Origin of the sequence: Pseudomonas sp. ANT_J28, assembly GCF_008370005.1 — a bacterium.
In the GTDB taxonomy this organism is placed as follows: domain Bacteria; phylum Pseudomonadota; class Gammaproteobacteria; order Pseudomonadales; family Pseudomonadaceae; genus Aquipseudomonas; species Aquipseudomonas frigoris.
This window is the reverse complement of the sequence record NZ_VOBM01000014.1, coordinates 16,802-41,393: the sequence shown is the minus strand read 5'-3', so window position 1 is coordinate 41,393 and position 24,592 is coordinate 16,802. Positions and strand designations below refer to the sequence as shown.

Annotated in this window: 25 protein-coding genes and 5 pseudogenes; 5 read left to right on the top strand and 25 right to left on the bottom strand. The window is 61.1% G+C overall.

Annotation, left to right across the window (positions count from 1 at the left end; translation table 11 throughout):
- Window positions 1–60: 60 nt before the first annotated feature.
- Window positions 61–945 (top strand): LysR family transcriptional regulator, encoded by an 885-nt coding sequence (locus FQ187_RS12030; RefSeq protein ID WP_149629633.1) that lies wholly within the window; start codon window positions 61–63, stop codon window positions 943–945.
- 37 nt (window positions 946–982) lie between these two features.
- On the opposite strand, the gene FQ187_RS12025 is transcribed toward FQ187_RS12030, so the two are convergent.
- The 3 genes and pseudogenes from FQ187_RS12025 to FQ187_RS12015 form a co-directional block, all read right to left on the bottom strand.
- The gene (locus FQ187_RS12025; protein WP_149629632.1) at window positions 983–1,444 is read right to left on the bottom strand and encodes a MarR family winged helix-turn-helix transcriptional regulator; all 462 of its coding nucleotides are present in this window, start codon (window positions 1,442–1,444) and stop codon (window positions 983–985) included.
- 134 nt (window positions 1,445–1,578) lie between these two features.
- Window positions 1,579–2,019 carry an Ohr family peroxiredoxin gene (locus FQ187_RS12020; protein ID WP_149629631.1) on the bottom strand — a complete coding sequence of 147 codons (441 nt, stop codon included), beginning with the start codon at window positions 2,017–2,019 and terminating at the stop codon, window positions 1,579–1,581.
- Between the two features lie 109 nt (window positions 2,020–2,128).
- Window positions 2,129–2,567: pseudogene (locus FQ187_RS12015) on the bottom strand (Ohr family peroxiredoxin).
- 237 nt (window positions 2,568–2,804) lie between these two features.
- On the opposite strand from FQ187_RS12015, the gene FQ187_RS12010 reads away from it, so the two are divergent.
- Complete coding sequence (locus tag FQ187_RS12010) at window positions 2,805–3,812, top strand: Ldh family oxidoreductase (RefSeq protein ID WP_149629708.1); 1,008 nt, start codon at window positions 2,805–2,807, stop codon at window positions 3,810–3,812.
- Between the two features lie 33 nt (window positions 3,813–3,845).
- Here FQ187_RS12010 and FQ187_RS12005 read toward each other — a convergent pair whose 3' ends face one another.
- The 16 genes from FQ187_RS12005 to FQ187_RS11930 all read right to left on the bottom strand — a co-directional run bounded on the left by FQ187_RS12005 (window position 3,846) and on the right by FQ187_RS11930 (window position 20,786).
- The gene (locus FQ187_RS12005; RefSeq protein WP_149629630.1) at window positions 3,846–5,426 is read right to left on the bottom strand and encodes an aldehyde dehydrogenase (NADP(+)); all 1,581 of its coding nucleotides are present in this window, start codon (window positions 5,424–5,426) and stop codon (window positions 3,846–3,848) included.
- Between the two features lie 62 nt (window positions 5,427–5,488).
- Window positions 5,489–6,886, bottom strand: coding sequence for a fosfomycin efflux MFS transporter AbaF (abaF, locus tag FQ187_RS12000; protein ID WP_149629629.1), 1,398 nt, complete (start codon window positions 6,884–6,886; stop codon window positions 5,489–5,491).
- Between the two features lie 72 nt (window positions 6,887–6,958).
- The gene (locus FQ187_RS11995) at window positions 6,959–7,876 is read right to left on the bottom strand and encodes a dihydrodipicolinate synthase family protein (RefSeq protein ID WP_149629628.1); all 918 of its coding nucleotides are present in this window, start codon (window positions 7,874–7,876) and stop codon (window positions 6,959–6,961) included.
- 137 nt (window positions 7,877–8,013) lie between these two features.
- Window positions 8,014–9,042 carry a proline racemase family protein gene (locus FQ187_RS11990; RefSeq protein ID WP_149629627.1) on the bottom strand — a complete coding sequence of 343 codons (1,029 nt, stop codon included), beginning with the start codon at window positions 9,040–9,042 and terminating at the stop codon, window positions 8,014–8,016.
- Window positions 9,043–9,158: 116 nt separating this feature from the next.
- Window positions 9,159–9,881: an amino acid ABC transporter ATP-binding protein gene (locus FQ187_RS11985; RefSeq protein WP_008157200.1), complete on the bottom strand. Its 723-nt coding sequence runs from the start codon at window positions 9,879–9,881 to the stop codon at window positions 9,159–9,161.
- Window positions 9,874–10,524 carry an amino acid ABC transporter permease gene (locus tag FQ187_RS11980; RefSeq protein WP_008157201.1) on the bottom strand — a complete coding sequence of 217 codons (651 nt, stop codon included), beginning with the start codon at window positions 10,522–10,524 and terminating at the stop codon, window positions 9,874–9,876. Before FQ187_RS11980 ends, FQ187_RS11985 begins: the two co-directional genes overlap by 8 nt.
- Before the next feature lie 10 nt (window positions 10,525–10,534).
- The gene (locus tag FQ187_RS11975; protein WP_149629626.1) at window positions 10,535–11,200 is read right to left on the bottom strand and encodes an amino acid ABC transporter permease; all 666 of its coding nucleotides are present in this window, start codon (window positions 11,198–11,200) and stop codon (window positions 10,535–10,537) included.
- On the bottom strand, window positions 11,193–12,971 hold the full coding sequence (locus FQ187_RS11970; protein WP_149629625.1) for an aconitase X: 1,779 nt from the start codon (window positions 12,969–12,971) through the stop codon (window positions 11,193–11,195). Before FQ187_RS11970 ends, FQ187_RS11975 begins: the two co-directional genes overlap by 8 nt.
- 10 nt (window positions 12,972–12,981) lie before the next feature.
- Complete coding sequence (locus FQ187_RS11965; RefSeq protein WP_149629624.1) at window positions 12,982–13,800, bottom strand: transporter substrate-binding domain-containing protein; 819 nt, start codon at window positions 13,798–13,800, stop codon at window positions 12,982–12,984.
- A 250-nt stretch (window positions 13,801–14,050) separates the two neighbouring features.
- Window positions 14,051–14,800, bottom strand: a complete 750-nt coding sequence (locus FQ187_RS11960) for an AraC family transcriptional regulator (RefSeq protein WP_074877194.1) — start codon at window positions 14,798–14,800, stop codon at window positions 14,051–14,053.
- A gap of 74 nt (window positions 14,801–14,874) precedes the next feature.
- Window positions 14,875–16,131, bottom strand: a complete 1,257-nt coding sequence (locus tag FQ187_RS11955; protein ID WP_149629623.1) for an FAD/NAD(P)-binding oxidoreductase — start codon at window positions 16,129–16,131, stop codon at window positions 14,875–14,877.
- Window positions 16,128–16,364, bottom strand: coding sequence for a (2Fe-2S)-binding protein (locus FQ187_RS11950; protein ID WP_149629622.1), 237 nt, complete (start codon window positions 16,362–16,364; stop codon window positions 16,128–16,130). Before FQ187_RS11950 ends, FQ187_RS11955 begins: the two co-directional genes overlap by 4 nt.
- Window positions 16,357–17,472: an FAD-binding oxidoreductase gene (locus FQ187_RS11945; protein ID WP_149629621.1), complete on the bottom strand. Its 1,116-nt coding sequence runs from the start codon at window positions 17,470–17,472 to the stop codon at window positions 16,357–16,359. The genes FQ187_RS11950 and FQ187_RS11945 overlap by 8 nt, the downstream gene beginning before the upstream one ends.
- Window positions 17,469–18,401, bottom strand: a complete 933-nt coding sequence (locus FQ187_RS11940; protein WP_149629620.1) for a 4-hydroxyproline epimerase — start codon at window positions 18,399–18,401, stop codon at window positions 17,469–17,471. The genes FQ187_RS11945 and FQ187_RS11940 overlap by 4 nt, the downstream gene beginning before the upstream one ends.
- 114 nt (window positions 18,402–18,515) lie before the next feature.
- Entirely contained in the window at window positions 18,516–19,187 is a 672-nt protein-coding gene (locus tag FQ187_RS11935) for a GntR family transcriptional regulator (RefSeq protein ID WP_178122712.1), read from the bottom strand.
- Between the two features lie 108 nt (window positions 19,188–19,295).
- Window positions 19,296–20,786 carry a M15 family metallopeptidase gene (locus FQ187_RS11930; protein WP_371925539.1) on the bottom strand — a complete coding sequence of 497 codons (1,491 nt, stop codon included), beginning with the start codon at window positions 20,784–20,786 and terminating at the stop codon, window positions 19,296–19,298.
- A gap of 40 nt (window positions 20,787–20,826) precedes the next feature.
- On the opposite strand from FQ187_RS11930, the pseudogene FQ187_RS11925 reads away from it, so the two are divergent.
- Window positions 20,827–20,994: pseudogene (locus tag FQ187_RS11925) on the top strand (transposase domain-containing protein); the annotation flags it as partial.
- On the opposite strand, the gene FQ187_RS11920 reads toward FQ187_RS11925, so the two are convergent.
- Window positions 20,981–21,511 carry a DUF2867 domain-containing protein gene (locus FQ187_RS11920; protein ID WP_129444998.1) on the bottom strand — a complete coding sequence of 177 codons (531 nt, stop codon included), beginning with the start codon at window positions 21,509–21,511 and terminating at the stop codon, window positions 20,981–20,983. The pseudogene FQ187_RS11925 and the gene FQ187_RS11920 sit on opposite strands and share 14 nt — an antisense overlap.
- Window positions 21,512–21,927: 416 nt before the next feature.
- Window positions 21,928–22,548, bottom strand: a complete 621-nt coding sequence (locus tag FQ187_RS11915; protein WP_149629619.1) for a DJ-1/PfpI family protein — start codon at window positions 22,546–22,548, stop codon at window positions 21,928–21,930.
- Between the two features lie 126 nt (window positions 22,549–22,674).
- On the opposite strand from FQ187_RS11915, the gene FQ187_RS11910 reads away from it, so the two are divergent.
- Window positions 22,675–22,968 carry a TetR/AcrR family transcriptional regulator gene (locus FQ187_RS11910; protein WP_256667302.1) on the top strand — a complete coding sequence of 98 codons (294 nt, stop codon included), beginning with the start codon at window positions 22,675–22,677 and terminating at the stop codon, window positions 22,966–22,968.
- Here FQ187_RS11910 and FQ187_RS30335 read toward each other — a convergent pair.
- From FQ187_RS30335 to FQ187_RS11890, 4 genes and pseudogenes are all read right to left on the bottom strand, one after another.
- Window positions 22,925–23,187, bottom strand: a pseudogene (locus FQ187_RS30335) (hypothetical protein); the annotation flags it as partial. The gene FQ187_RS11910 and the pseudogene FQ187_RS30335 sit on opposite strands and share 44 nt — an antisense overlap.
- Window positions 23,188–23,198: 11 nt before the next feature.
- Window positions 23,199–23,555: a DUF6463 family protein gene (locus FQ187_RS11900; protein ID WP_149629618.1), complete on the bottom strand. Its 357-nt coding sequence runs from the start codon at window positions 23,553–23,555 to the stop codon at window positions 23,199–23,201.
- A 124-nt stretch (window positions 23,556–23,679) separates the two neighbouring features.
- Window positions 23,680–23,841: a DUF2986 domain-containing protein gene (locus tag FQ187_RS11895; protein WP_129445197.1), complete on the bottom strand. Its 162-nt coding sequence runs from the start codon at window positions 23,839–23,841 to the stop codon at window positions 23,680–23,682.
- A gap of 85 nt (window positions 23,842–23,926) precedes the next feature.
- Window positions 23,927–24,205 (bottom strand): annotated as a pseudogene (locus FQ187_RS11890) (methylmalonyl-CoA epimerase); the annotation flags it as partial.
- Window positions 24,206–24,215: 10 nt separating this feature from the next.
- Here FQ187_RS11890 and FQ187_RS11885 point away from each other — a divergent pair.
- Window positions 24,216–24,574, top strand: a pseudogene (locus FQ187_RS11885) (DUF6124 family protein).
- Window positions 24,575–24,592: the final 18 nt, after the last annotated feature.

Below are 24,592 nucleotides of genomic sequence, written 5' to 3'. Positions count from 1 at the left end.
GGTGTTTGTTTTCTGGAAACTGAATAATACTGAGCATATCGTTCACGTTTGGAGAATGACTTGGATCTGGTTCAGCTGGAAATTTTCAAAGCCGTCGCCGAGCACGGCAGCATCAGCGCGGCGGCTCAGCACATCCATCGGGTGCCGTCGAACCTGACGACGCGGATCAAGCAACTGGAGCTGGATCTGGGCGTGGACCTGTTTATCCGCGAGAAGAGCCGTCTGCGCTTGTCGCCGGCCGGCTGGAGTTTTCTAGACTATGCCCGGCGTATTCTCGACCTGGTCCAGGAGGCCCGCGCGACGGTGGCGGGCGAAGAACCGCAGGGTTCGTTTCCGCTGGGGTCACTGGAGAGCACCGCTGCGGTGCGTATCCCTGAGCTGTTGGCCGCGTATAACCAGAAACACGCCAAGGTCGAGCTGGACCTGTCCACCGGACCTTCGGGGACCATGATCGACGGGGTGTTGTCTGGCCGATTGGCGGCAGCGTTTGTCGATGGATCGGTGCTGCACCCGGCACTGGAAGGCGTGCCAGCGTTTGAGGAAGAGATGGTGGTGATCGCACCGCTCAACCATTCCCCCATTCATCGCGCGCGGGATGTTAATGGCGAAAACATCTATGCCTTCCGCTCCAATTGCTCTTACCGCCACCACTTCGAAAGCTGGTTCGCCAAAGACGCGGCGGTGCCCGGCAAGATTTTCGAAATGGAGTCCTACCACGGCATGCTGGCGTGCGTCAGCGCCGGAGCAGGTCTGGCACTGATGCCCCGCAGCATGCTCAACAGCATGCCCGGATGCACCACGGTGAGCGTCTGGCCGTTATCGGAATCGTTCCGCTATTTGCGCACCTGGCTGGTGTGGCGCCGGGGGACGGTGTCGCAAAGTCTGACCATGTTTGTGCGCTTGCTGGAGGAGCGCGGGGTGGTGCGGGATGAAGTGGCGCGCTAGTTCGCGCGCTTGAGAATGTCCAGATCGTTGTGCCGGCTCATTCCCCGGCTTTCGTCGACTTGATGAGATTGTTGCGCAGCTTCACGATCGCCTTCTGCATGGTCGTGAACTCGTCGAGCGTCAGGCCCGTCGCGTCGGCGAGGCCCATTTCCGGTTGGCTTTCGCGCAGCTGTCGACCGTTCTTCGTCAGGCTGATCCGCACCTGGCGCTCGTCCTCGGGATCGCGCTGCCTTTGCAAAAAGCCCATCGCTTCCAGCTTCTTCAGGATCGGGGTCAGGGTGTTCGATTCCAGAAACAGCTTCTCGCCCAGGCTGCCCACGGTCTGATTGTCTTCCTCCCACAGCGCGACGATGGTGATGTATTGCGTATAGGTCAGCCCAAGCTGCTCGAGTATCGGCTTGTAAGCCTTGCCGAAGGCCAGGTTGGTGGAATAGACCGCAAAACACAGGAATTCGGAAAGCTTCAGGTTGTCGGGGGCGGCGTTGTCGGTGGATTTCATGTGCATCCTCGTTGGCCAAAAACGGATGGCTCGCAAAAAAGTGAAATATACCTCGTATGCGATTGTGTCGGAACGACTCTAACTGACAGCGGCGACCGATTCGGCGGCGAAAGTCGAACCGGTCGTACGGTGCATCATGCGGTCAGGGCGTTGATGACCACGTCGATATTGCCGCGCGTTGCCTTCGAGTACGGGCAGATTTGGTCTGCGGCGTGCGCCAGCTCTGTCGCGACCTCTTGTGTCAAGCCTGGCACGCGAAGAGTCAGCCGGGCTTGGAGGAAGTAGGCCGGACCGGTTTGGCCCAGATCAACTTCAATATCAACGGCCAGATTGGGCGGCAGCGTCACCTTCATATTTTTCGCCGCCAGCTCGACGGCAGCGGTGTAGCAGGCCGACCATGCGCCGGCGAAAAACTGCTCTGCCGTTGGGTGCGGCACAATGGCTGCGAACTCGTGTGCCAGTCTAGGGTTTCCAGGCGACGAGAGCTGGATGGCGAGGCCGCAGGAAGAGTTGTCACCGTCGCTGAACGTCGTGTGGGTTTTGCCTGTGGCCAGGACTTTTTCGATCTTGTTCATGGTTGAGTCCTCAACGTTGTGTTTGGTTTGTAATACGTGTGCGCTTAAAGCGTATGCGATATATGTGGTGTATCGACAATGCCGATCGATAGCAACGCCGCGCGGTGCGTCAAGCCGTGAGGACGTTCAGGGCCACGTCAATGTTACCCCGCGTCGCTTTCGAGTACGGGCAGATTTGATCGGCGGTGTGCGCCAGTGTCGTAGCGACGTCGTGGGACAAACCAGGCACACGCAGGGTCAATCGAGCCTGAAGGAAATAGGCCGGACCGGTTTGACCCAGATCGACTTCGATGTCGACGGACAGATCAGACGGCAGCACCGTTCATTTCTCCGGCCACCAGCCCGACGGCGGCGGTGTAGCAGGCCGACCATGCGCCGGCGAACAGTTGCTCGGCGGTCGGGTGCGGTTGAGTGGCTGCGAACACGTGGGCCGGTTTCGCGTTGCCTGGCGACGACAGCTCGATGTCGAGCTTGCCGTGGGCACGGGTTGCGTCGCTGAACGTGGTGTGGGTCTTGCCGGTAACCAGTACTCTTTCGATCTTGCTCATGGAATGAATCCTCAACGTTTCAATAGGTGGTATTTGTCTGTCGTATGCGTTTGAATCGTATGCGATATAAATAATATTCGCGCAGAGCTCAATTGGTGTCAAGAGGAGGTGCGCGGCCCAGCCGACGAATGGTCGGGTTGCCGGGATATGCTGAATTCGTCGTCGACCGGGCCTAAAGCGATCAAGCCGTGGCGTCTGGAATGGGCCAGTCTGGGCGGTCTGTCCGAGGAGTTGATGATGAAACGACTGTCCCTGGCCGAAGCTCGCGAGCTGGCCGAATCGATCTTGCTGCACAACGGTTTCAACCTTGCCCACGCTCAGGCAGTGGCCGCCACGGTGATTGCTGGCGAGCGCGATGGCTGCGCCTCCCACGGTTTGTATCGGGTATTGGGGTGCGTCAATTCGCTCAGGGCCGGCAAGGTGGTGGCCGATGCCGAGCCACGAGTGACCGACCAGGCCCCTTCGATCGTGCGGGTCGATGCGGCGGGTGGTTTCTCCCAGTTGGCGTTTCAGGCAGGCCTGCCATTACTGGAGGAGAAAACCCGGGCAAACGGGATTGCGGCCTTGGCGATCAATCGCTGTGTGCATTTTTCCGCCCTGTGGGTCGAGATCGAGCAGCTGACCGCTGCCGGCCTGGTGGCGCTGGCGTGTAATCCCAGCCATGCCTGGGTCGCGCCGGCGGGAGGCAGTCAACCGGTGTTCGGCACCAATCCCATCGCATTCGGTTGGCCGCGTTCAGGCAAGGATCCGTTTGTGTTCGACTTCGCCACCAGTGCGATTGCCCGTGGCGAGATCGAGTTGCATCGACGCGCCGGCAAAGCGATTCCCGAAGGTTGGGGCGTCGATGCAGACGGGCAGCCGAGCACCGATGCGAACGTGGTACTCGATGCCGGCGCGATGCTGACGTTCGGCGGGCACAAGGGCTCGGCGCTGGCCGCCATGGTGGAGTTGATCGCCGGGCCGTTGATTGGTGACCTGACCAGTGCCGAATCGCTGGCGTACGACGCGGGCAGCAAGTCGTCGCCGTACCACGGCGAGCTCATCATCGCCCTCGATCCGCGGCGCTTTCTCGGCGAAGCCACCGAGCAGCACCTGGCCCGTGCCGAAGTCATGTTCCAGAGCATACAAGGGCAGGGCGCACGCTTGCCGTCGCAACGGCGGTACGAGGCGCGAGCGCGCAGTTTGGTGGAGGGCGTGCAGATTCCCGAGGCCTTGCACAACGACTTGAAGGCACTGCTGGATTGATAGGAAACGGGCGCCATTGGCGCCCGTTTGGTTTTATAGCGGTTGGCGATGGCTGTTGCCGTCCACCAGACGGGCGATGCCCAGCGGATTGGCGTTTTTCAGCGCCTCGGGCAAGAGCGCATCCGGGCAGTTCTGGTAGCACACCGGACGCAGGAAACGCTCGATAGCCAGGCTGCCGACCGAGGTGCCACGGGCATCGGAGGTGGCCGGGTAGGGCCCGCCATGCACCATCGCATCACAGACTTCGACACCGGTCGGGTAGCCGTTAAACAGCACCCGGCCGACTTTCTGTTCGAGCAGCGGCAGCAGTTCGCTATGGGTTTGCAAGTCCCCGGCTTCGGCAATCAGCGTGGCTGTGAGTTGACCGTGCAAGTTCTGTAATGCCCGTTGCAGTTCGGCCTTGTCGGCCACTTCCACCAGCAACGTGGTCGGCCCGAAGACTTCTTCCTGCAGCAGCGGGTCGCCGTTGATCAGCAGGCTGACGTCGGCCTTGAACAGCTGCGGCTGGGCCTGCTTGCCCTGTTGTTCGCGACCGGCCAGGAGGGTGATGTGCGGATGTGCGCGCAGCGCCTGCACGCCCTTGGCGTAGCTGGTTAACGTGCCGGCGTTGAGCATGGTTTGCCCCGGCTGGTCGGCCATTACCGCGCTGAGCGATTCAATAAATGCGCTGAACTCGGGGGAGCGAATGCCGATCACCAATCCGGGGTTGGTGCAGAACTGGCCGCAGCCGAGCACCACTGACGCGGCGAGTTCGCGGGCGATTTTCTCGCCGCGCCGTTGCAGGGCTTCGGGCAGTACCAGCACCGGATTGATGCTGCTCATTTCGGCGAACACCGGAATCGGCTGAGGCCGTGCGGCAGCCATGTCGCAGAGGGCGCGACCGCCCTTGAGCGAGCCGGTGAAGCCGACCGCCTGGATCGCCGGATGCTTGACCAACGCTTCGCCGACACCCGCGCCGTAGATCATGTTGAATACACCTTTGGGCATGCCGGTTTGCTCGGCGGCACGGATGATCGCATCGGCCACGAGTTCTGCAGTCGCCATATGCCCGCTGTGAGCCTTGAACACCACAGGGCAACCGGCGGCCAGGGCGGCAGCGGTGTCGCCACCGGCGGTGGAGAATGCCAGCGGGAAATTACTCGCGCCAAACACCGCGACCGGGCCGACGCCGATCCGGTACTGACGCAGGTCCACCCGTGGCAGCGGCTGACGGTCGGGCAAGGCGCGGTCGATGCGCGCGCCATAGAAATCGCCACGGCGCAGGACCTGAGCGAACAGTCGCATCTGGCCGCTGGTGCGACCGCGCTCACCCTGGATACGCCCGGTCGGCAGCGCCGTCTCGCGGGTGACCAGGGCAACGAACTCATCGTCCAGCGCATCCAGTTGCGCGGCGATGGCTTCGAGAAACTCCGCGCGGCGGCTCGCCGGCAAGTTGCGGAAAGCCGGGTAGGCGGCAGCCGCTGCCTGGGCGGCGGCGTCGACTTCTTCAACGGTGGCTTGCGTGAACGCGTAGGGCAGCACTTCACCGGTGCTGGCGTCATGGCTTTGCACGGTGATGTTGCCGGCGGCACTGCGCGCACCGTCGATGTAGTTGTGGCCGATGATGTGGGGCATGAAAAATTCCTGTCGAGAAGGTTGGGGCCGGGTCCTTTTGGAGCGAGCGGTGCGGGGGCGTCTCAGGCCAACGAATCACCCCGACGTGCGCTGGCGGGTACGGCGGTGTCCAGAGCGGCGATGCGCGCGGCGGATTCGCTATCCACCAGGTGCAGCGATTTGCCGCGGGTTTCCCGAGTCAGGCCGACGGCGACAATAGAGATCAGCGCGGCGCCGACCAGGTACCAGGCGATCGGTGTCGAGCTGTGGTACTTGTTGAGCAGGGTGAGGGCAATCAGCGGCGCCAACGAGCCGGCGAAGATCGGTGCCACCTGGTAGCACAGGGACAACGCGGTGTAGCGCACGTGGGTCGGGAACATTTCGGCCATCAGCGCCGAGTAGGGCGCGTAGGTCATCGACTCGATCGCCAGGCCCAGGGTAATTGCCCCGATGATCAGCCAGTTGTTGCCGGTGTCCATCATCGGGAAGCCGATGAAACCCCAGAACGCGGTGAGGATTGCGCCGGTCAAGTACACCGGTTTGCGCCCGACCAGGTCGGACAGATAACCCATCAGCGGGATCATGAAGAAATGTAGCAGGTGCGCGCCAAACATCAGAAACAGAATCTCTGAAGTGTCCTTGTGCACCACCAGCTTCAGGTAGGTAATCGAAAAGGTCACGACGGTGTAGTAAAGAATGTTCTCGGCAAACCGCGCGCCGATACCGACCAGCACTGCACGCCAGTGATGACGCAGCACTTCGATCACGCCAAGCTGTTGTTGCTTGTTTTGCGCCTGCCGGGCCTGGGCTTCCTTGAAGATCGGCGCGTCATCGACGCTGGTGCGAATCCAGTAGCCGATCAGCACCACCACCGCCGAGAACCAGAACGCGACACGCCAGCCCCAGGCAAGGAATTGCTCCTCCGACAGGTTCGACGACAGCAGCAGTAACGCGACGGTCGCCACCAGATTACCGGCCGGAACACCGGCTTGCGGCCAGCTGGCCCAGAAGCCTCGGCGATTGTCCGGACAGTGTTCGGACACCAGCAGAATCGCACCGCCCCATTCACCGCCGAAGGCGAAACCCTGGATCAGCCGCAGCAGCACCAGTAACACGGGGGCTGCGTAGCCGATTTGGTCGAAACCGGGCAGGCAACCCATCAGGAACGTGGTGATGCCGACCACCACCAGGCTCAATTGCAGCAGGCGTTTGCGGCCGAACTTGTCACCGTAGTGACCGAACACCAGGCCGCCCAACGGGCGGGCGAGAAAGCCGACGGCATACAGGGCGAAGGCAGCGAGAATGCCGTCGATCGGGCTGTCGGTTTGGCGAAAGAACAACTGGCCGAAGACCAGTGCCGAGGCGGTGCCGTAGAGGAAGAATTCATACCATTCGGCGACGGTGCCGGCCATGGCCGCGGCCACGACACGTTTGAGTCCCGAGGGTGTGGTTGCGCGGGCGGTGCTGTGAGGATTGGGCATGCTGACGTTTCCTGTAGAGGCGCAAAGACAGGCAGCCGGGCCGAGTCCGCAACGGACCCGCCCGGCAATCACTCAGAGACCGACGTCCGGCAGTTCCGGACGATTGGCCAGGGCCTTGGCCATGATCTGCTCGACGAAAACCCGATCGGCTTCCGGCAGGGCCAGGCGTGGCGGACGGGTCAGGGCGCTGCCGCGACCGGCGATGGCTTCGCACAGCTTGATGCACTGCACCAGGTCGGCACGGGCGTCGAGGTGCAGGATCGGCATCAGCCATTCGTAGATCGGCATGGCTTCGGCGAAGCGACCGGCCTTGGCCAGACGGAAGATGGTTTCACCTTCTTTCGGGAACACGTTGGACATGCCCGAGACCCAGCCTTCGGCCCCCACCGCGATGCTTTCCAGCACCACGTCATCGAGGCCGGCGAACAGCACAAAACGGTCGCCCACTTCATTGCGCACGTCGATGAAACGACGGGTGTCGCCGGAGGAATCCTTGAAGCACACCACGTTGTCGCAGTCGGCCAGGGAAATCAGGATGTCCGGGGTGACGTCGTTTTTGTAGATCGGAGGGTTGTTGTAAACCATCAACGGTACGTCGGCGTTTTTCGCCACGTAGCGGTAGTGCTCGGCGGTCTCGAACGGCTTGGAACCGTAGACCAGCGCCGGCATCAGCATGACCCCGTCGACGCCGACCCGGCGCACGGCATTGGCGACCTTGGCCGCTTGCAAGCTGGTGAATTCGGCCACACCGCAGATCACCGGCACGCGGCCGCGGGAGGCGTCGACCGCGACTTCGGTCACGGCGATTTTTTCTTCGGCGGTCAACGAGGTATTTTCCCCCACCGAACCGCACACCACCAGGCCCGATACGCCGTCACGGATCACGTTGGAAATCACCTGGTGGGTTTTTTCCAGGTTGATGGAGAAGTCGTCGTTGAATTGAGTGGTCACCGCGGGGAAGACGCCACTCCAGTTAATGCGCTTGCTCATTGTTGCCTCCGGTTCGTTAATTGTATTTCGTATACGATATTGCAAGTGAAAAGACTCGGCCAGTGCTTTTTTCAGTTACGTGGGGTTTTTTGCTAGCCGTTGGTCAGAGATTTGGGTGAGGGTTTGTAAGGCGGTGCTCAGGCCCCAGGCCAAGTGTCAGAGAGTCGATAGCCTTGTGGCCACGGATCACTCGGATCGAGCAGCAATTGATGAGTGCCGGTAATCCAGGCCCGGCCGGAAATGCACGGGTAAATTGCTGGGCGTCCAGCCACTTCCGTCAACGAATCGATGCGGCAGTGGAACTCGGAACCGATGATCGAACGGCCGATAAAACGCTCGCCGACCTGCATCAAGCCCTTGGCCTGCAGCACCGCCATGCGCGCCGAGCACCCAGTGCCGGTCGGTGAACGGTCGATCTTGCCGGGTTGAATCACCACCGCATTGGCGCCGGTAGCGATGCCATTTTCAACGACGATGGGCGCAGCGATCTGGCAGAAGGAGATGTGCGACCACTCAGGGTTCAGCGGATGGACAAAGCCCAGTTGTTCATTGGCCGCGCGGGTGATTTTCAGCCCAACCTCGACCAGTTCGGCCGCCTCATCAGGACGAATGGAAAAGCCCAGACGCTTGGCATCGGCGATCACAAAACTGTCGCCGCCGTACGCGGTGTCGACCTGCAACGAGCCGAGGCCTTCGACTTCGATCCAGGCGTCGAGGCGGTCAGCGAAGGAGGGCACGTTCTTGATTTCCACCCGTTCGACCTTGCCGTCACGGCAGTCGGCCACCGCTTCGATCAGCCCGCCCGGCGCTTCGAGCACTAGCCGGGTTTGCGGTTCGGTCATCGGCAGGATGCCGCTGTCGAGCAACACGGTGGCCACGCACAGCGAGTTGGAGCCGGACATCGGCGGTGTGTCGGCCGGTTCCATGATGATCCAGGCCATCTGCGCCCGAGGATCCTTGGCCGGCACCAGCAGGTTGACGTGGCGGAACACGCCGCCGCGCGGTTCGTTGAGGACGAAGTTGCGCAGGGTCTGATCCTTGGCAATCCAGCGCGACTGTTCCCACACGGTGGCCCCGGGCGGTGGTGCAACGCCGCCGACGATCACGTCGCCGACTTCGCCTTCGGCGTGGCAGCTGACTACATGGATGACTTTCGATGAGCGCATGGTTTGCTCCTTGTTTTGTCTGTTAGGGCCCCTTCGCGAGCAAGCCCGCTCCCACAGGGTTTGGGGTGTACACCGGGCCAATGTGGGAGCGGGCTTGCTCGCGAAGGGGCCATTCGTTACTTCACCGATTTCAGAAACGCCGCAGTTTCCGCATGCACCGGGTTGCCGATGACCTGATCTGGTGAGCCGATCTCATGCACCAAACCATTGCGAAAGAACGCCACGCGGTCGGACACATCGCGGGCAAAGCGGATTTCGTGGGTCACCAGGACCATGGTCATGCCGTCTTCGGCGAGCATGCGCATGGTGTCGAGTACCTCGCCCACCAGTTGCGGATCGAGGGCCGAAGTGGCTTCGTCGAACAGCATGTAGTCCGGCGACATGGCCAAGGCGCGCGCGATCGCCATGCGCTGCTGCTGGCCGCCGGAGAGCTTGCCGGGAAAGGCCTTGAGCTTGTCGCCCAGACCGACATGGGTCAGTTGTTTAACCGCGAGTTCCTCGGCTTCAGCCTTGCTCTTGCCCAGCACTTTGCGTGGCGCCAGCATCACGTTTTCCAGCACGGTCAGGTGCGGGAACGCGTTCCATTGCTGGAAGACGATGCCGATCTTCTGCCGCAGGCGGTTGAGGTCCGTGGCGCTGTGATGGACCTCGACACCGTCGACCCGGATGTTGCCTTTCTGGATCGGCTCCAGGCCGTTGATGCACATCAGCAGGGTCGATTTTCCCGAGCCGGAGCCGCCGATGATCGACACCACCTCGCCCTTGTTCACCGTCAGGTTGACGCCCTTGACCACTTCGAGGTTGCCGAAGGATTTGTGTACGTTGTCGATCTCAATCATTTTCTTGCCACCTTCTTTCCAGACGAGCGCCCAGGCGAGCGACCACCAGGCTCATGACGTAGTAGATGAGGCCCGCGATGCACAGCACCAGCAGCGGTTCCTGAATGCGGGTCACGATGGTTTGCGAGGCGCGCAGCAGTTCGACGATGCCGATCCACATCACCAGCGCGGTGTCTTTCATCACGCTGAGCACCAGGTTCAGCCAGCCGGGAAAGGCCACCCGCGTGGCCATCGGCAGGACGATCCAGCGCAGGTCCTGCAGGAAACTCAGGCCCAGTGAACGACTGGCACGGCGCACGGTGAACGGCACCGAAAGCACGCCGCTGCGCACGATCTCGGTGAAGTACGCGGCGGCGTAGACCCCGAGCACAATGCAACCAACGCTGAAGGCGCTGATGTTCAAGCCGACGATGCTTTTCAGCGAGTTGAACAACACAAACTGGATCAGCAACGGCACGCTGCGAAACACGTCCAGCACCCAGGCCAGTGGCAGGCTGGCGCGCGGCAACAGTGCCCGCAGCAAGCCGAACAACAGCCCGGCGAAGGAGCCGAGGATGATCGACCAAAACGTAAGTTTCAGAGTGACCCAGGCGCCATCAAGCAGGAACAACAGGTCATTCCAGGAAAAACTGGTGGTCAACATGCTCACCTCCTCAGTAGCGGAACAGTCGCCAGGCCATCAGCCGGGCGACGGCGACGATCGCCTTGGCAATCAGGTAATACAGCGCCGCGGCGATGGCGAAATATTCGAAGGTGCGGAACGTCTTGACGTTGTAGTCCTGGGTCACGCCGGTGAGGTGATTGTTCAGCCCGACGATCACCCCTAGCGACGTCATCAATACCGCCCAGACCATCTGGTTACTCAACGGGTAGAACACGATCCGCAGCAGCTGCGGGACGATGATCATCCGGTAAGCCTGAAAGGCACTCATGCCCAGCGAGCGCGCGGCGCGAACTTGCGTGCCCGGCACAGCCTTGAGGCCACCGCGAAAGTTTTCCGCCAGGTAGCCGGCGTTGTTGAAGGTGATCCCGGCCAGCAGCGCAAACCATGAGCTGACATGCAAATCCAGTGAGCCGAGCCCGAAGTAGAGGACGTAGATCTGGAACAGCGACGGGGTGTTGCGGGCGATCGACACCCAGCCGTTGCCGATGCCGCGCAACAAGGGCTGTTTGGTTTCGCGCATCACCGTCAGGGCCAGGGCGATCAGCACGCCGAAAATCATCGACAGCGCGGCGGTCTCGAAGGTGACCCAGGCGCCGGCGAGCATGTCCGGCAGGGCGCGCAGGGTCGCGCGCCATTGGAAGGTGTAATCAAACATGCGCGGGGCTCTCCAGAGAGGCGGCCGATTGCAGCCAGGCCGGCAAACGACCACTGGCCGTGGCACAGCAGGCGGCGTCGACACATTCGGCGAGGTTGGCGAAGTGCACCTTGCGGCCCACCAGGCCGGGTGCGTAATGGGCGTACTTGCCCGAGTTGGTCATCAAGGTTTTGGCAGCCCGCGGGATCACTGGCTCACCGAGCATGCACCAGCAGGTATCGGTGACCAGGGTCGCGCCGAAGGCTTCGATCACCGCGATATGCCCGGCCTCGCGCGCCTGCTCCAGCACTGCACGACCGCAAGTAATGGCGAGCACAACCTCGGGGTGCTTGTGCCGACCCCGACACAGCCGCGCCAGATGCGCGAATTCGCTAAGAGAGAAATGCGGGTTGCCCAGCGAGACCACATCTACCCGATTGTCGCGTGCACTGTTGAGCTCACGCCAACTGAGCAGCAAATCCTTCAGACGGATTTTTTCCACCGGCACATGGGCATCCGCCTCCAGCACCTGCGTCGGGTCGAGTGCTTCCGGGGTCACTCCGGCGATATGGAACAGCGGCGCCGCGGAGGTAGTAGCGAAAGCGGCGCCGAAGGCTTTCAGGTCATCCAGGCTCGGCTTGCTGTGTTCCAGCCCCAGCACCAGCGGAATCCGGCTGCCGGCCAGGGCACCGATGTGGTAACCGAGCAAGGGGTAGAAAGCATCGTCCAACTCGCGCAAAACCGGCAATTCGATTTGCAGTCTCGCTTTACGTTGCGCGTCCAGATGGCAGCCGATCAGGGGCGCGCGGCCGGTCAGGGCGATGCAGATATCCAGGTAGTCCGGGTATTTCAGGGTGCGTGCGCCGAGCACGCTGTTGGCATACACCACGGCGTTGGATTCGGCCCAGACGATTTGCTCGCCGGCCTTCGGCGCGCTGTCGAGCAGGTAGGGTGCGCAAGTGAAACTGAGCTGTGCTCCCATCGCCATGTACGCATCGCCCAAGGCGCTGGCCGGTACGCCGAGTGCCGGATCAATGCCCAACTCGCGCCAACGGCGTTGGTCGACAGAAATGGAATTGAGGGTGGTCGGCACCCGTACTTTTGCTCCCCACTGCACTAACTGTTCAGCAAAGTGCAGGCTCGCAGGTCCCGTATAAATGCAGCCGTCGATGTGTGCCTGGGTGACATCCACCAGGTGGTGGGCGCCTTGCAGTTCTGCCATGCGCAGGACGATCTGCATGGCCACCTGGGCGGCCTTGCCGTGCTTGCCGTCCAGCAGCGCCTGATCGTGTTCGGTGAGTTCGATAGAGGTGTTTTTTTCTGCTGTCGGCAACGGACTGTCGAGTGCCTGCCAGGCATCGCCCGGCAGGTGTTCGAACAGGGTCACCGTTGATGCTTCGACCCGAGCAAAGGCCTTTCCGCGCAAGGCGGCGAAGGCCTCCCGGCCGATGCACAGCACCGGCAGGGAACGCTCGAAAATGGTCTGTGCCACGAGCACGCCCAGGGTCAGGATCTCATCGGGTTCGGCCAGTACCAGTGCGGACGGCGCATGACCGTTGCTGATCAGCTCCATCAGCACACTGCTGCCGGTGCACGAGCCGCGGCCACTGGGAATGGCGAGCACCCGGCCGGCCAGGTAGTCGCCGCTCAGCGGGTGGTGACGGTCGATGACCTCGCCGCTGTACGGATCGACCCCGCCCCAGAAACTCAGCCCGACATCGGCGAACAGCAGGGCGCCTTGTGCGGCGCCGGCGACCAGGCTGCGACCGGTCAGAGAGGTTGGCCTAGGCATGCCGGACACCTCAGTAATAGACCTTGGGCACGGTCAGGTCGGCGGGTGAAATCTCGGTGCCGACCCATTTGGTGAACAGCTCGTTGTATCGGCCGCTGCGCACCTGCTGATTGACGAACAGGTTGAGGTAGTTGAGCAGGCCATACTCGTTGCGCTTGGCGCCCAGGGACACGTAGTCGATGGTGTACGGCGCGTTACCGGCGATTTTCAGGTTCTTGTATTTGCCCGACTTGATCGTGGCGGCGGCGACGGTGTTGGTGACCACGGTAGCGTCGATGTGACCCTGGGCGACCGCCAGCAGCGTGTCGTTCTGCGACTGATAGGCGCGGAAGGTGCCGGTGCCCCAATTCTTCACGTCTTTTTCCAGGGCGATGGCTTCATAGGTGCCGCTGGTGTTGCCCAAGGCTTTGCCTTTTATATCGGCGAAGCTGTTGATGCCGGTGTTGTCGCGGGTCAGCACCACCATCTGGAAGGCGAAGTACGGCACGGTGAGGCCGACGGTCTTGGCCCGTTCGAGGGTGTCGGACGTGGAGGCAACAATCACGTCTGCGCGCCCGGAGACCAACGCCGGAATTCGATCGGGGAAGGGCGTTTCAACCACTTCGGCGTCGACCCCGAGGATCTTCGCCAGGTCGCGGCAGTAGTCCACGTCGAAACCGGCCGGGTTGTTACCTTCATCGCGGAAACCCATGGGCGGGAAGTCCAGGGTCACGGCGCAGCGCAGCTTGCCCGAACCAATAATGTCGTCGAGCTTGTCAGCCTGGGCGGTGGCGATAAAGGACGTACTGAGAACAGCGCTGAGGGCTACGGCAAATGCGGGGTTTTTCATAGAGGCCTCGTTGTCGGAAAGTGCTGTTGGATATCGTATTGAGAATTTCGTATACGATATGAGATTAGCAATGAGCGTGCCTGTTTCCGAACAGCGGCGAGAATTAATCGCCAAGCCTTGAGCTAAAGGTCTTACAAGATTGTGGGAACAGGGCGTAGGAGAAGAACGCTTCGGTGGCCTGGATCAGGCGGTGTTACAGAAGGGAGCAATGGGAACGCCGGGCGCCCCTTAAAGGAACACTCGCCCGGGTTCAGCGACGGCTTTCGCGATACTGACTCGGCGCCAGACTGGTCAAGGCACGGAACTGCCGGCTGAAGGCACTGTGATCGGTGTAACCGCAGCGCAGGGCGATCTCGGTGATGGGCAGGTCGGTGTGCAGCAACAGTCGGGAGCCTTCTTCCAGGCGCGCCTTGTGAATCATCTGCCGTGGGGTGAGCTGGAACACCCGTTTGCAATGGCGCTCCAGCTGCGCCACGGAAAACCCGGCGATTGCGGTCAGTTCGGCGAGGCTGATTGGCCGGGCGAAATGGCTGCGGATATGCGCGTCCACCGCCGCGAGTTTCTGGAACGCCGGATGGCTGGACTGTGGCGCTTGCAGGTCGCGGGAGATGCCGGCCAGGCCGACGATCTGACCTTGCAGGTCGCGCAGCGCGAGTTTGTGGGTCAGGCACCAGACCGGCTGGTTACCGTAATACAGGTGCAGTTCAAGTTGGTCGGCCAGTTCGCGGCCGGTGGACAGCACCCGCCGATCCTGCTCGGTGTACAGCGGGCCGAAGCGCTCCGGAAAGACCATGTCGGCGGTGCGCCCGAGCAGCTCGTCACTGTGTTTGAAGCCGCAGCGCCGGGCCAGGGTCTGGTTGACGAAGGCGTAGCGGGCCTCGCTGTCCTTGATGAAAAACACCACGTCCGACAGGGTGTCGAGCAACGCCGCGATCGGCTGCAGACTGCTCAGCAGAGTGGGCAGGTCGCAGGGTTTGAAGGTAGTGAGCGAGGCATACATGGCGCTGGGCGTCTGGAGGTAATGCCCCGGATCATAAAGACTCGGCGACGGACCCGAAAGCCCCGGGCCGGCATTCAGGCCGGCGGGGTGTCGTCCAGGCACAGCAAGGTCTCGATCCGCGCCGGACTGAACGGTGGCCGTGGCGCCGAAGGTTGCCAGCCGAACAGGTGCTGCAATGCACCACCACACACCCGGCCCTGGCAGGCGCCCATGCCGCAGCGACTGGCCAGTTTGGCCTCGCGCCAGTCGGTGTGTCCGGCAAGCGCTGCGTAAGGCACGTCTTCGCAACGGCACACCAAGGTGTCGGGTTGCGCCAGCGACTTGAGTTTCGGGTCGAGGGCAAATGCCTTGTTCAGGGAGTCGGCGAAACCCTGCCAGCGCGCACGCCGAGGCCACAACGCTCGGGCTGAATCAAGGTCACCGACCGCGGCGTGACCGGCGATTGCGCCTTCGACCAACGCCAGTTCACTGCCACCGAAACCGGTGCATTCACCCGCCGCATAGTGATCGGCGCGGCGAGTGGTCTGCCAGGCATCGACGGCAATCGCCGGGCCATCGAGCTCGCAGCCGAGGGCCTGGCCGAGTTGGGTATTGGGAATCAGACCGAAGCCACAGGCCAGGCGATCACATTCCAGTTCGACGATTTTCCCTTGCTGCTGCAGGCGCACACCTTCCAGCCGCTCATTGCCCAAGGCGGCCAGTACATAGGTCCCGGTACGGAAATGGCGGTCGAACAACGTGACCGACTGCATCAGCTTGTTGGGCCATCGTGGCAGTTGCGCGGCGAAACCGGCGACAGCGGTTGCGCGGGCTTGCTCGGCGATGCGCAGCACCCGGGCGCCGTTGTGTTTCGCGGTGGCGGCGCTGGCCAGCAATAACGGTCCGCTGCCGGCAATCACAATGCGTTCGTCCTGCACCGGCAGCCCGCCCTTGATCAATGCCTGGAGGCCGCCAACTCCCGTCACGCCGGGCAGCGTCCAGCCGGGGAAGGGCAGGAGCAACTCGCGGGCGCCGGTACACAGAATCAGTTTGTCGTAACCGATCAACCAGCCTCGATCGGCGTCTTCGACCAGCAGTTGTTTCGGCCCGGCGCAGGCAATCACCCGAGTGCCGGGGTGACGGTGGATGTTGCTGCACGCCTCCAGTCGCTCGCGCATCTGACGCGCCGGGTACGGCAGGTTGGCCTGAGGCCCGTCACGCCAGATTTGCCCGCCCGGCAGCGGGTTGTCATCGAGCAGGACGATGCGCGCACCGCTTGACGCCGCAGCGAGCGCGGCGGCCATGCCGGCGGGACCGGCACCGATGATCAGCAGGTCGGCGTATTCGCTCATGCTTGAGTCTCCACGTGCATGCCGTCACGGCACAGCGTCTGGCACGCCAGGCGCCGGCGACCGTCGATGGTCACCCGGCATTCCTGGCAAATGCCCATGCCGCACAGCGGTGCGCGGCGTTGGCCACTGACCGATGTGCGCGTGCAGCCATCGCCGCTCAGGGCCAGTGCCGCGGCGACGCTGGTGCCTTCGGTAACCCGCAGGGCACGACCGTCGAGCATCAATTCAGGCATAAACGGGCTCTCCGAGAAAACGTTGCGGCAGATACGGTTGCGCGGCCAGTGGCGGCGTTTCGTCGAACAGCTGCGCGACCAGCAGGTCGGCGGTGCCGGGGGCGGTCGTCACGCCGAGGCCCTCGTGACCGACTGCCAGCCATAAACCTTTGCGTTGCGGGTGCTGACCCACCAGCGGTAAACCGTCGGGGCTGGCAGCGCGAAAACCGGTCCAGGCGCGGATGCCGTTGAGCTGAGCCAGACCCGGCATGTAGTCGGTGGCACGCCGGAGCATTTTCGCCAGCATCCAGCCCTCGACTTGCGGGTCGGTGGTGCCGAATTGTCGCGAGGCGCCGATGAACAATTGCCCGGTCGGCCGGGGCTGAATATTGCACGCCGTCGAGGGTCCACTGGCGTTGTGGGCGCTGGTGACGTAACCGAGTTCCACCAGGGTGTGAGTGACCTTGCCGGGGTAGCGGTCGGTGATCAGCAAGTGGCCTTTCTTCGGTTCGATCGGCAACTCCGGGCAGAGCTCGTTGGCCTGGATGCCGTTGGCCAGAATCACCGCTTCGGCGCTTAGCCAGTGGCCGTCGTCAAGTCGCACACGGTTGCCATCGACTTCGCTGACCCGCGCCCGGCGTTGGCTGATGTTCGGTGTGTCGAGCATCCAATTGGCCGTCGCCGGAGCATAAAGAATGCCGTCGCCATTGATCAGCAGACCGCCTTCCAGGCCCTCGCGCAGTTCCGGTTCGCGTTGGTGCAAGGCACTGCTGGAGATCAACTTGCAGGCCACGCCTTGGGCCTGCAAGTTCAGGTATTTGCCGTGGGCGACGGCCATTTCTTCAGCATTGGCGGCCAGCCAGAGGGTGCCATTGCAACGGTAGGCGCAGCCGTCGGGCAAGGTCGGCGCGAGTTCGCGCCAGCGTTGCAAAGAATATTGACTGAGGGCCAGTTCGGCCGGGTTGTCGTCGAGGACCAGCAAGTGGCCCATGCCCGCCGCCGTAGCGCCGGGCAGGCCGGCGTCCAGCACCAGCACGCGCAAGCCTCGCCCCGCCAGCGCCTGGGCACAAGCGGCGCCGATGATGCCGGCGCCAATCACGATCACATCGGCCACCCGGCCCTTGTTCACGGACGAATGCCCCAGGCGAACGGGTCGTCCTGTTCGATGATCAGGCTGGCTTCGGCGCTGATAAAGGCGCGACCGCGAATGGTCGGCACGATGCGCTCGCCCTGCAGTTCGTAGGAACCCTCGAACTCGCTGCCGATGACACTGGCCTGACGCCAGATCTGTCCCGGCTGCAATTTGTCGTCGGCCGCCAGGCACGCCAGTTTGGCACTGGTGCCGGTGCCGCAGGGCGAGCGATCGTAGGCCTTGCCGGGACAGAGGACGAAGTTGCGGCTGTCGGCCTGCTCGTCATCGGCGAACAGCTCGACATGGTCGATCAAGCCGCCGTCTTCGCCGCGAATACCCTGAGTCTCCAGTGCTTGCTGCACGGCGAAGGTGTAGGCGGTCAGCGCATCGAGGTTATCGCCGGCAATGCGCAGACCGTGCTCGGCAATCAGGAAAAACCAGTTTCCACCCCAGGCAACATCGCCGGTCACTTGACCGATCCCCGGCACCTGCAGCGCCAGCGCTTTGCGGTAACGGTACGCCGGCACATTGCGCACGCTCACCGAATGGTCGTCGTGCAGCGTCGCCTGCACCGTGCCCACCGGGGTTTCGATGCTGTGCACCCCAGGGCCGATCTTGCCCAGATGCGCGAGTGAGGCCACCAGGCCGATGGTGCCGTGGCCACACATGCCGAGGTAACCGCTGTTGTTGAAGAAAATCACGCCGGCACAGGCGCTCGGGTCCACCGGCTCACAGAGCAGGGCGCCGACCAGCACGTCACTGCCCCGTGGTTCGAGCACGCAGGCAGCGCGCCATTGATCATGCTGTTCGGCCAGCCGCTGTCGACGTTCGGCCATGCTGCCGGTGCCCAGGTCAGGAAAACCGGCGGTCACCAGGCGGGTCGGTTCGCCGCCGGTGTGGGAGTCGATCACGGTGATGCGTTTCATGGGATGGCCACGTCCGTTCAGATGAGTGAACAAAAGAGTGGCCTGTGCGGGGGCTTGCCGGCTTGATGGTTTTATCCAGTGCCGATGACGAAATCGGCACAGTACGGCGAGCCGTCAGTGGTGGTGAGGCAAGTGCTCGAAAAGGGTCTTGCAGACCCCGGCAATGTGCTCGTCGAGCAACTTCACCGCCAGGTCCACGTCACCGGCGCGGCAGGCCGCAAGGATCTCCCGGTGCTCGTGATCGGCGCGATCCTTGCCGGCCGACAGGCTCATCTGCATGCGCAGGTAGCGCTCCAGCTTGTCGTTGACCGAGCGAATCAAGCCGACCAGAAACGGACGTTGCGCCGGTTCGTAGAGGCAGGCGTGCAGTTCCCAATTGAGCTCGGCCCAGCGCCCCACGTTATCTTCGCCGATGAATTCCTGGCAGATGCGCTCGGCGCGCGCGAAGGTTTCTTCGGTCATGTTCGGAATGGCCAAGCGCAGCACCTTGTCTTCGAGCAGCATGCGCACTTCGAACATCTGCGCCAGTTCTGCATCGGAAACCCGGGTGACCATCGCCCCGCGATTGCGCTGGAACATCACCAGGCCTTCGGCTTCCAGGCGCTTGAGAGCTTCGCGCACCGGAATCTTGCTGACGTTGAACTGGCGGGCGATATCGTCCTGGCGAATCGGCTCGTCCTCGGCGAAATGCCCGGCGACGATGGCGTCACGCAGATGACGGGTGATGATTTCCGACGTCGAAGGCGAATTGCCAAGGTCGGGAGCGTTGAGTTTTGTCAGGGCCACGGTCGTGATCGTTCGGAATGAATTGCAGATAGGGTATACGAATTTGCACTGGGTGTTCCTTCGGCAATGATCAGGACCTCCAGCCACCGTCTGCCAATGCTGACGCTATCAACGTTCGGGCAGGTTCCAGCGTTCGTGAAAGTGCTCGTATTGCGCCTCGGGCATTTGAACCAGCAGAGGGGACTGGCGAGGATCCAGCCAATTGAACAAGCGAGAAATATCCGCTGGATCCATGGCGGTGCAGCCCAGCGTCGGAGAGGTGGGGCCACGCCAGATGTGAAAGAAAATGCACGAGCCCGAGGCGGGGGACGCTGGCGTATTGTGCTCGATGAAAATGCCTTTTCGATACATGTCGTCATCGCGACGCATACGTTCGGAGCTGTTCCAGTCTTTCGAAACAGTCGCTCCATCAACCAGCTCGTTATAGCGTGCGGAGTGGCTGTCATCCACGCATTCGATGGTCGAGGTCAACGCAAGGTAAGGCAGTTTGGTGTCGGCCGTACCGTCGTAGCCAAAAGCCGTTCCCAGTTTGAATACCCCGGCAGGCGCTTTTCCATCGCCTTCACTTTTGACCGGACCTTCTCGTTGCTCAACGCTGCTCAGACCCTTGCCCCACGCCAGCCCGCTCTTGCCGACCACAACTGGAAACGACGTTTCGTATTTTCGAAAGGTGTTGCCCTGCCGTTCGTAGCGCTGGGCCGTGCCCTGGATGTCAGTCCAGTTTTTTGTGGTGATCACAATCAGCTGATTGGCGGTGTCGAGAACGTCGCGTGTACCGAGCGGCGTGATGGGGAAGTCCATGACGTTCTTCGGCGAACGTTCACCACTGTATGTGAAGTGCCACCATTCCTTCGAGTACCCGGTAAATCCTTCTTTTTCCATGGCCCTGCTGAGCTTCTGGCGATTGTCCCTGGCGGCAGTGCTGATCGTCGGGTTGTCGGTATGCGCGCGCTCATCGAAGCAATCGAAACCGGTGCCCATGTCGAGCGCACCGTCGCGCCAACGCTGACCATAGGGGGCCGTGCAATCGACTTGCCCGGTTGAAGGCGTCCAGCTAGCGGCGGGCAGTGCATCCGGACCGGTCAGCGTCAGGTCCACGGTTGAGCCTTTGGAGTGGTTCGACACCCTGGCCACATAACCCAGACGCCAGAAGTCCTGCTTGTCCACGCGCGGATAGAACTCGGCCTTGCGTGGGTCACCCGGCACCAAAGCGAAACGCCCCATATCGGCAACGGCACGGCTGGGCCGATAACAGTCAAACACCTTCAAACCGTAGCCCTGCGCCCGCAAAGCCGTTTGTACCCGAGCGAGGGCCTTGGCGGCGTCCAGCGATAACATGCACTCCCCAGCGTCGTAACCGTCGAGTGGGTGCCCGGTGAAGTTGTGAGCGCTGGCGTAGCGAATGTCTTGCTCGATGCCCGGATCAATCGTACGCAGATACACCATGTTCTCGGGTCGTGTCTCTGCACCGGCAATGCCGGGCGCGACAATGCTCAGGCATAAAATCCATCGCAGACAGGTCCGCGTGAGCCTGTTTGGCAGACGGACTGGAAATGGCGTCGAGAAGGACGGAGGTTTGATTGGGCACAAAGGGCGCATGCGATGCCTCCAAAGATTCTGGTTTCTAAACCAGATCATAAAACGTGCGGCTGCGATTATGAGTTTGATCCAGTCGGCACGGCTTAAAGGGCATGATCCGTATGCCTATCTAAAAGATGTGCTGACACGGCTGCCGACACAGCAGCGGGCGAGTGAGATCGGGCAACTGCTACCGCATCAGTGGGTGCCGGACCTTAGGGGCAGGTAGCCAGAGGCCAACCGACGCGCGCTGCACGGAGGAGGTTGGCCTTAACAACCAAGCGGTGAAATGGGGCAATAACGAAGATGTAGGCCCGGCCTAGACGGTTGTGGCACTGGACCACGGTTGAAAAAACGAGTTGGCGACTGCCTTCTGGCTCTGCCTCTCCAGAACATAGGATCGATATCCGGAAGTCGAGGTGCTTGTCGTCCTCTCCCAACACGATTTCAGTCTGGTTCGTGCTGTAGACCTTGAAGGCTCCAATCCGATTAGCGAGTGATGCCAAATGTTTGGCTGTCTTGAGACCAAAACAGGCAACGATAGTGTCTCGGACTTTCAAGAGCCATCCGATCCAGGATGGCTGGTGGGAAAGGATGAATCGAGCTAGCAAATCTGGATTGCTAGATGTGCCCGCAGGGAGCCGAATCGCAAAAGCGTCCGCTAGGTGCATCGACTTGTAAAGGTGGGTGATGCCGGACCTCGAGGGGACTGGCACGGACATAATGAGCTCAAATTCTCGGGGCATCTGGGATCTCTCCTGAGTTCTAACTACTAATTAGACGACATGCCATGTCGCGTTTCTTGTTGCGATGGTTTTGTCGTATAACGCACCTTGTCGCCCTGTAAGTGCTTGTCTAGCTTAGAAGTGACGGTTACCGACTTTCAAGCCGGACAGGGACAACCGCGCTCACTGCTCATTCCCAAGCACACGAGGTATCTGCATAGTGGAGGAATCTCGCTGTACAAGCGGCTCTTTTTCCATATTGCGGCGTGCCTACTTAGGCTATCAGGTACGTATTCAAGTGTGGGGTTCACGGCAACTTCAGGTTCCAGGCGCAGTAGCGCACCAGGAGCGGAGCTCGCATGGGTCGTGGCGATGCCGTCCGGATAACCAATGTCCACGCCTTGATGAGGTCCAGAGCCTCGCTGAGCGAACATGGATTAACTGGATGTTGTTGAGGCGCCAACTTCTCCTTGTCGGATACTGAGCCCGATCAAGGCATCATAGAGCTCTTGCTGCCCAGCTGGCAGAACAGGGAGCAACGTCGCACGGCGCTTGTCGACATCGAACCAGGATTCAACCAACCATCCCACCAGATAGAGCGCCGAAAGGCATCCGCCAGCGGTTGCAACGTTCCCCTGGCATACAAGAGGCTGGTCCATGGGCTCAAGTCCCAGAGCTTGCAAGCTTGATCGTGCATCCGGGTGTGTAGTTGCTTGGCCGCTGAGCAGCCCAAGCCGTTCGAGAATGAAAGCTCCGGCGCATATGGAGCCGATTCGCTGGCGTCTGGAGTCAAGTTCAAACGACGGCAGGAAATCTGGGGCGGCAAGTGCAGCGGGTATCCCTTCCTTGCCGCTGACGAACAATACCGCGTCGGCACTATTGGCCTCGGAAAGCGGACCATGCACCGAAACAGGCAGGCCGTGCGCCGATCGCACGATAGAGCTAGAACCCAATATTCGGACGTGCCAGTCCTCAGTGTTGCGGCCTAAAATGTCCCACATCAGGAATAGGTCGATATCAGTGAATTGGTCGAAAGCAACCAGAACGATTTTCTTCAAGGCGAGCTCCATGAAAAGTGCTGGCGTGCAAAACGCAACGGCCATCTTTGCTGGTGTTCGCAGCGTATCAATCGGTTGCGCACCATACACAGTCTGTATGGCGCTAAATATGGAGCGAAATAACGGGTGAGAAAACTAACTCGTAACCATTGGATCGCGGCTGCTTTTGAGGCTCTCGATCAAATAGGGCATATTGGCGTTTCGGCCGAGAGTCTATCGCGCCGATTGAATGTGACCCGCGGATCGTTCTATCACCATTTCCGCAATCGCGAAGACTTTGTCCGCACCTTGCTGGCCGCTTGGGAAGAAGACTACACGGAGCGCATGCTCGCTTATGCGGCGCAGGGTCGTAGCGCGGGCGAAACCTTGAAACGCTTCCATCAAGGCTTTTCAAGGTCGGCATTTCTGAAGGAAAACTGAATCGAACTCTGCCGGGAAGCACTTCATCCATAGCTGAGACCAGGTCCGCAGAGCTTGTTGAAGGCGCACGTGTAGTTCGAATCTACTCCGTCGGCGGGTGGTGTCTGCTTTGGCTCGTTCTCGCGCGAGTTGAGGATCCATGCGGCCAACAATGTAACAGTCAGCAAAGCCAATACGTCCTTGTGCGATCGTTTCTCTTGTGGCGTCCAACTCTATGCGCGTTTTTAGGCCTACCAGCCATACCCTGCCGCGATGATCAGCGGAGAAACCAGCAGCGTTGCCCAGAACCCCGATTTTGGAACTGCAATGACGCAAATGATCGAGATCATAAGCACATAGATGCCAACCATTTTAAGTAGCGCGAGATCGCTAACGGCTACGGCGTGAATCGCTGTCTGCCCTGCGAGCATAAAAAGCGGCCCCAGCATGGTAAACCAGAGAGCAGTGCGCCGATCTTCGTGCGCTTTGAATTGGTCAACGAAGCCAGAGCCTACGGCGGCGGCGAATGCTGTTTTGAACTTGATAATACCGAATGGAATATGGAGGACGCCCAGGGCGAACAGGGTCCATGCGACGATGTTTGACATGTCTTATATGCTCCGTACGGTAAGGTTGGATAAGTGCCTAACGTTTGTTTAAGGGCGCGCGGCCCGGTCCCAGCTTTATCGCGTAGCGTCCAGCAACCGAGGAGAGCGACATTGAGTGCGTAGATCAGCTCTCAGGGGAAATGATCGAGTCTGCACTGGGTTCAGCTGCTAGTTTCAATCGGTCAGCTTTACTAATGTATTTAGACTTGCTTGACGGTGCCAATTTGGCGCTGGCCTTTTTTGCGTGAGCCTTCAATAACTGCTGTATTTTTTTACGACGATTCATGTTTTCTGCTCGGCTTGTCAGTTCTTGGATGATGGTACCAGCAGCACCTACTTCAGCCCAAAGCATACATTCACCGCAGCAACACTCAGGCAAACGCAGCCTCGACAAATGCCTCCAGCGCCTTGTCTTCCAGGATTTCGATAGAGAACTGCCCAAAGCGCTTGGGCAACCAGATGATGCGTGTCCCGGACGGGGATTGCAGGTTCGCGCGGGCCAATGGCTCTCCGTTTTCGTCTTCTGGCTGAACACCGGCGACCATCAGTTCGTCATAGGCTTTCTCGATGTCCGGTGTCGAGTAGCAGTGGCGATAAATCATCCCTTCGCCCGAGGAGTCCAATAGCTCTCTCAGGTTCCCCGCCAACGGGGAAGCATCTATGTTCAAAGTAACGCCCAATCCACCGGACACCGATCCGGTGTCCCCGTAGAACCCGATTCGAACAAACTCAACGAGGCCGCCGAACGGGCCCTCGACTTTCACTTCCCGTCGACTGCCGACATCAAAGCCACCGGGCGTACCCACCGCAATCTGTTTTCCGTGGACCCAGGGGCTACTACCGAAACCCTGGCCGTTTATTTGGTCGAGACGCTGGCTTCGGTCGATGTGATGGTCCATCAGCTGGTGGATCATCTGGACGGTGGGTCGCGCTATGCCCTGTTGGGCATTTCAAACAGCATCAAGGTGGCGGAGATCACGGCGAACCGGTTGCTGGATAAAATCGATCTACCTGCGTAGGCGCGGCTCGCTGTGGCA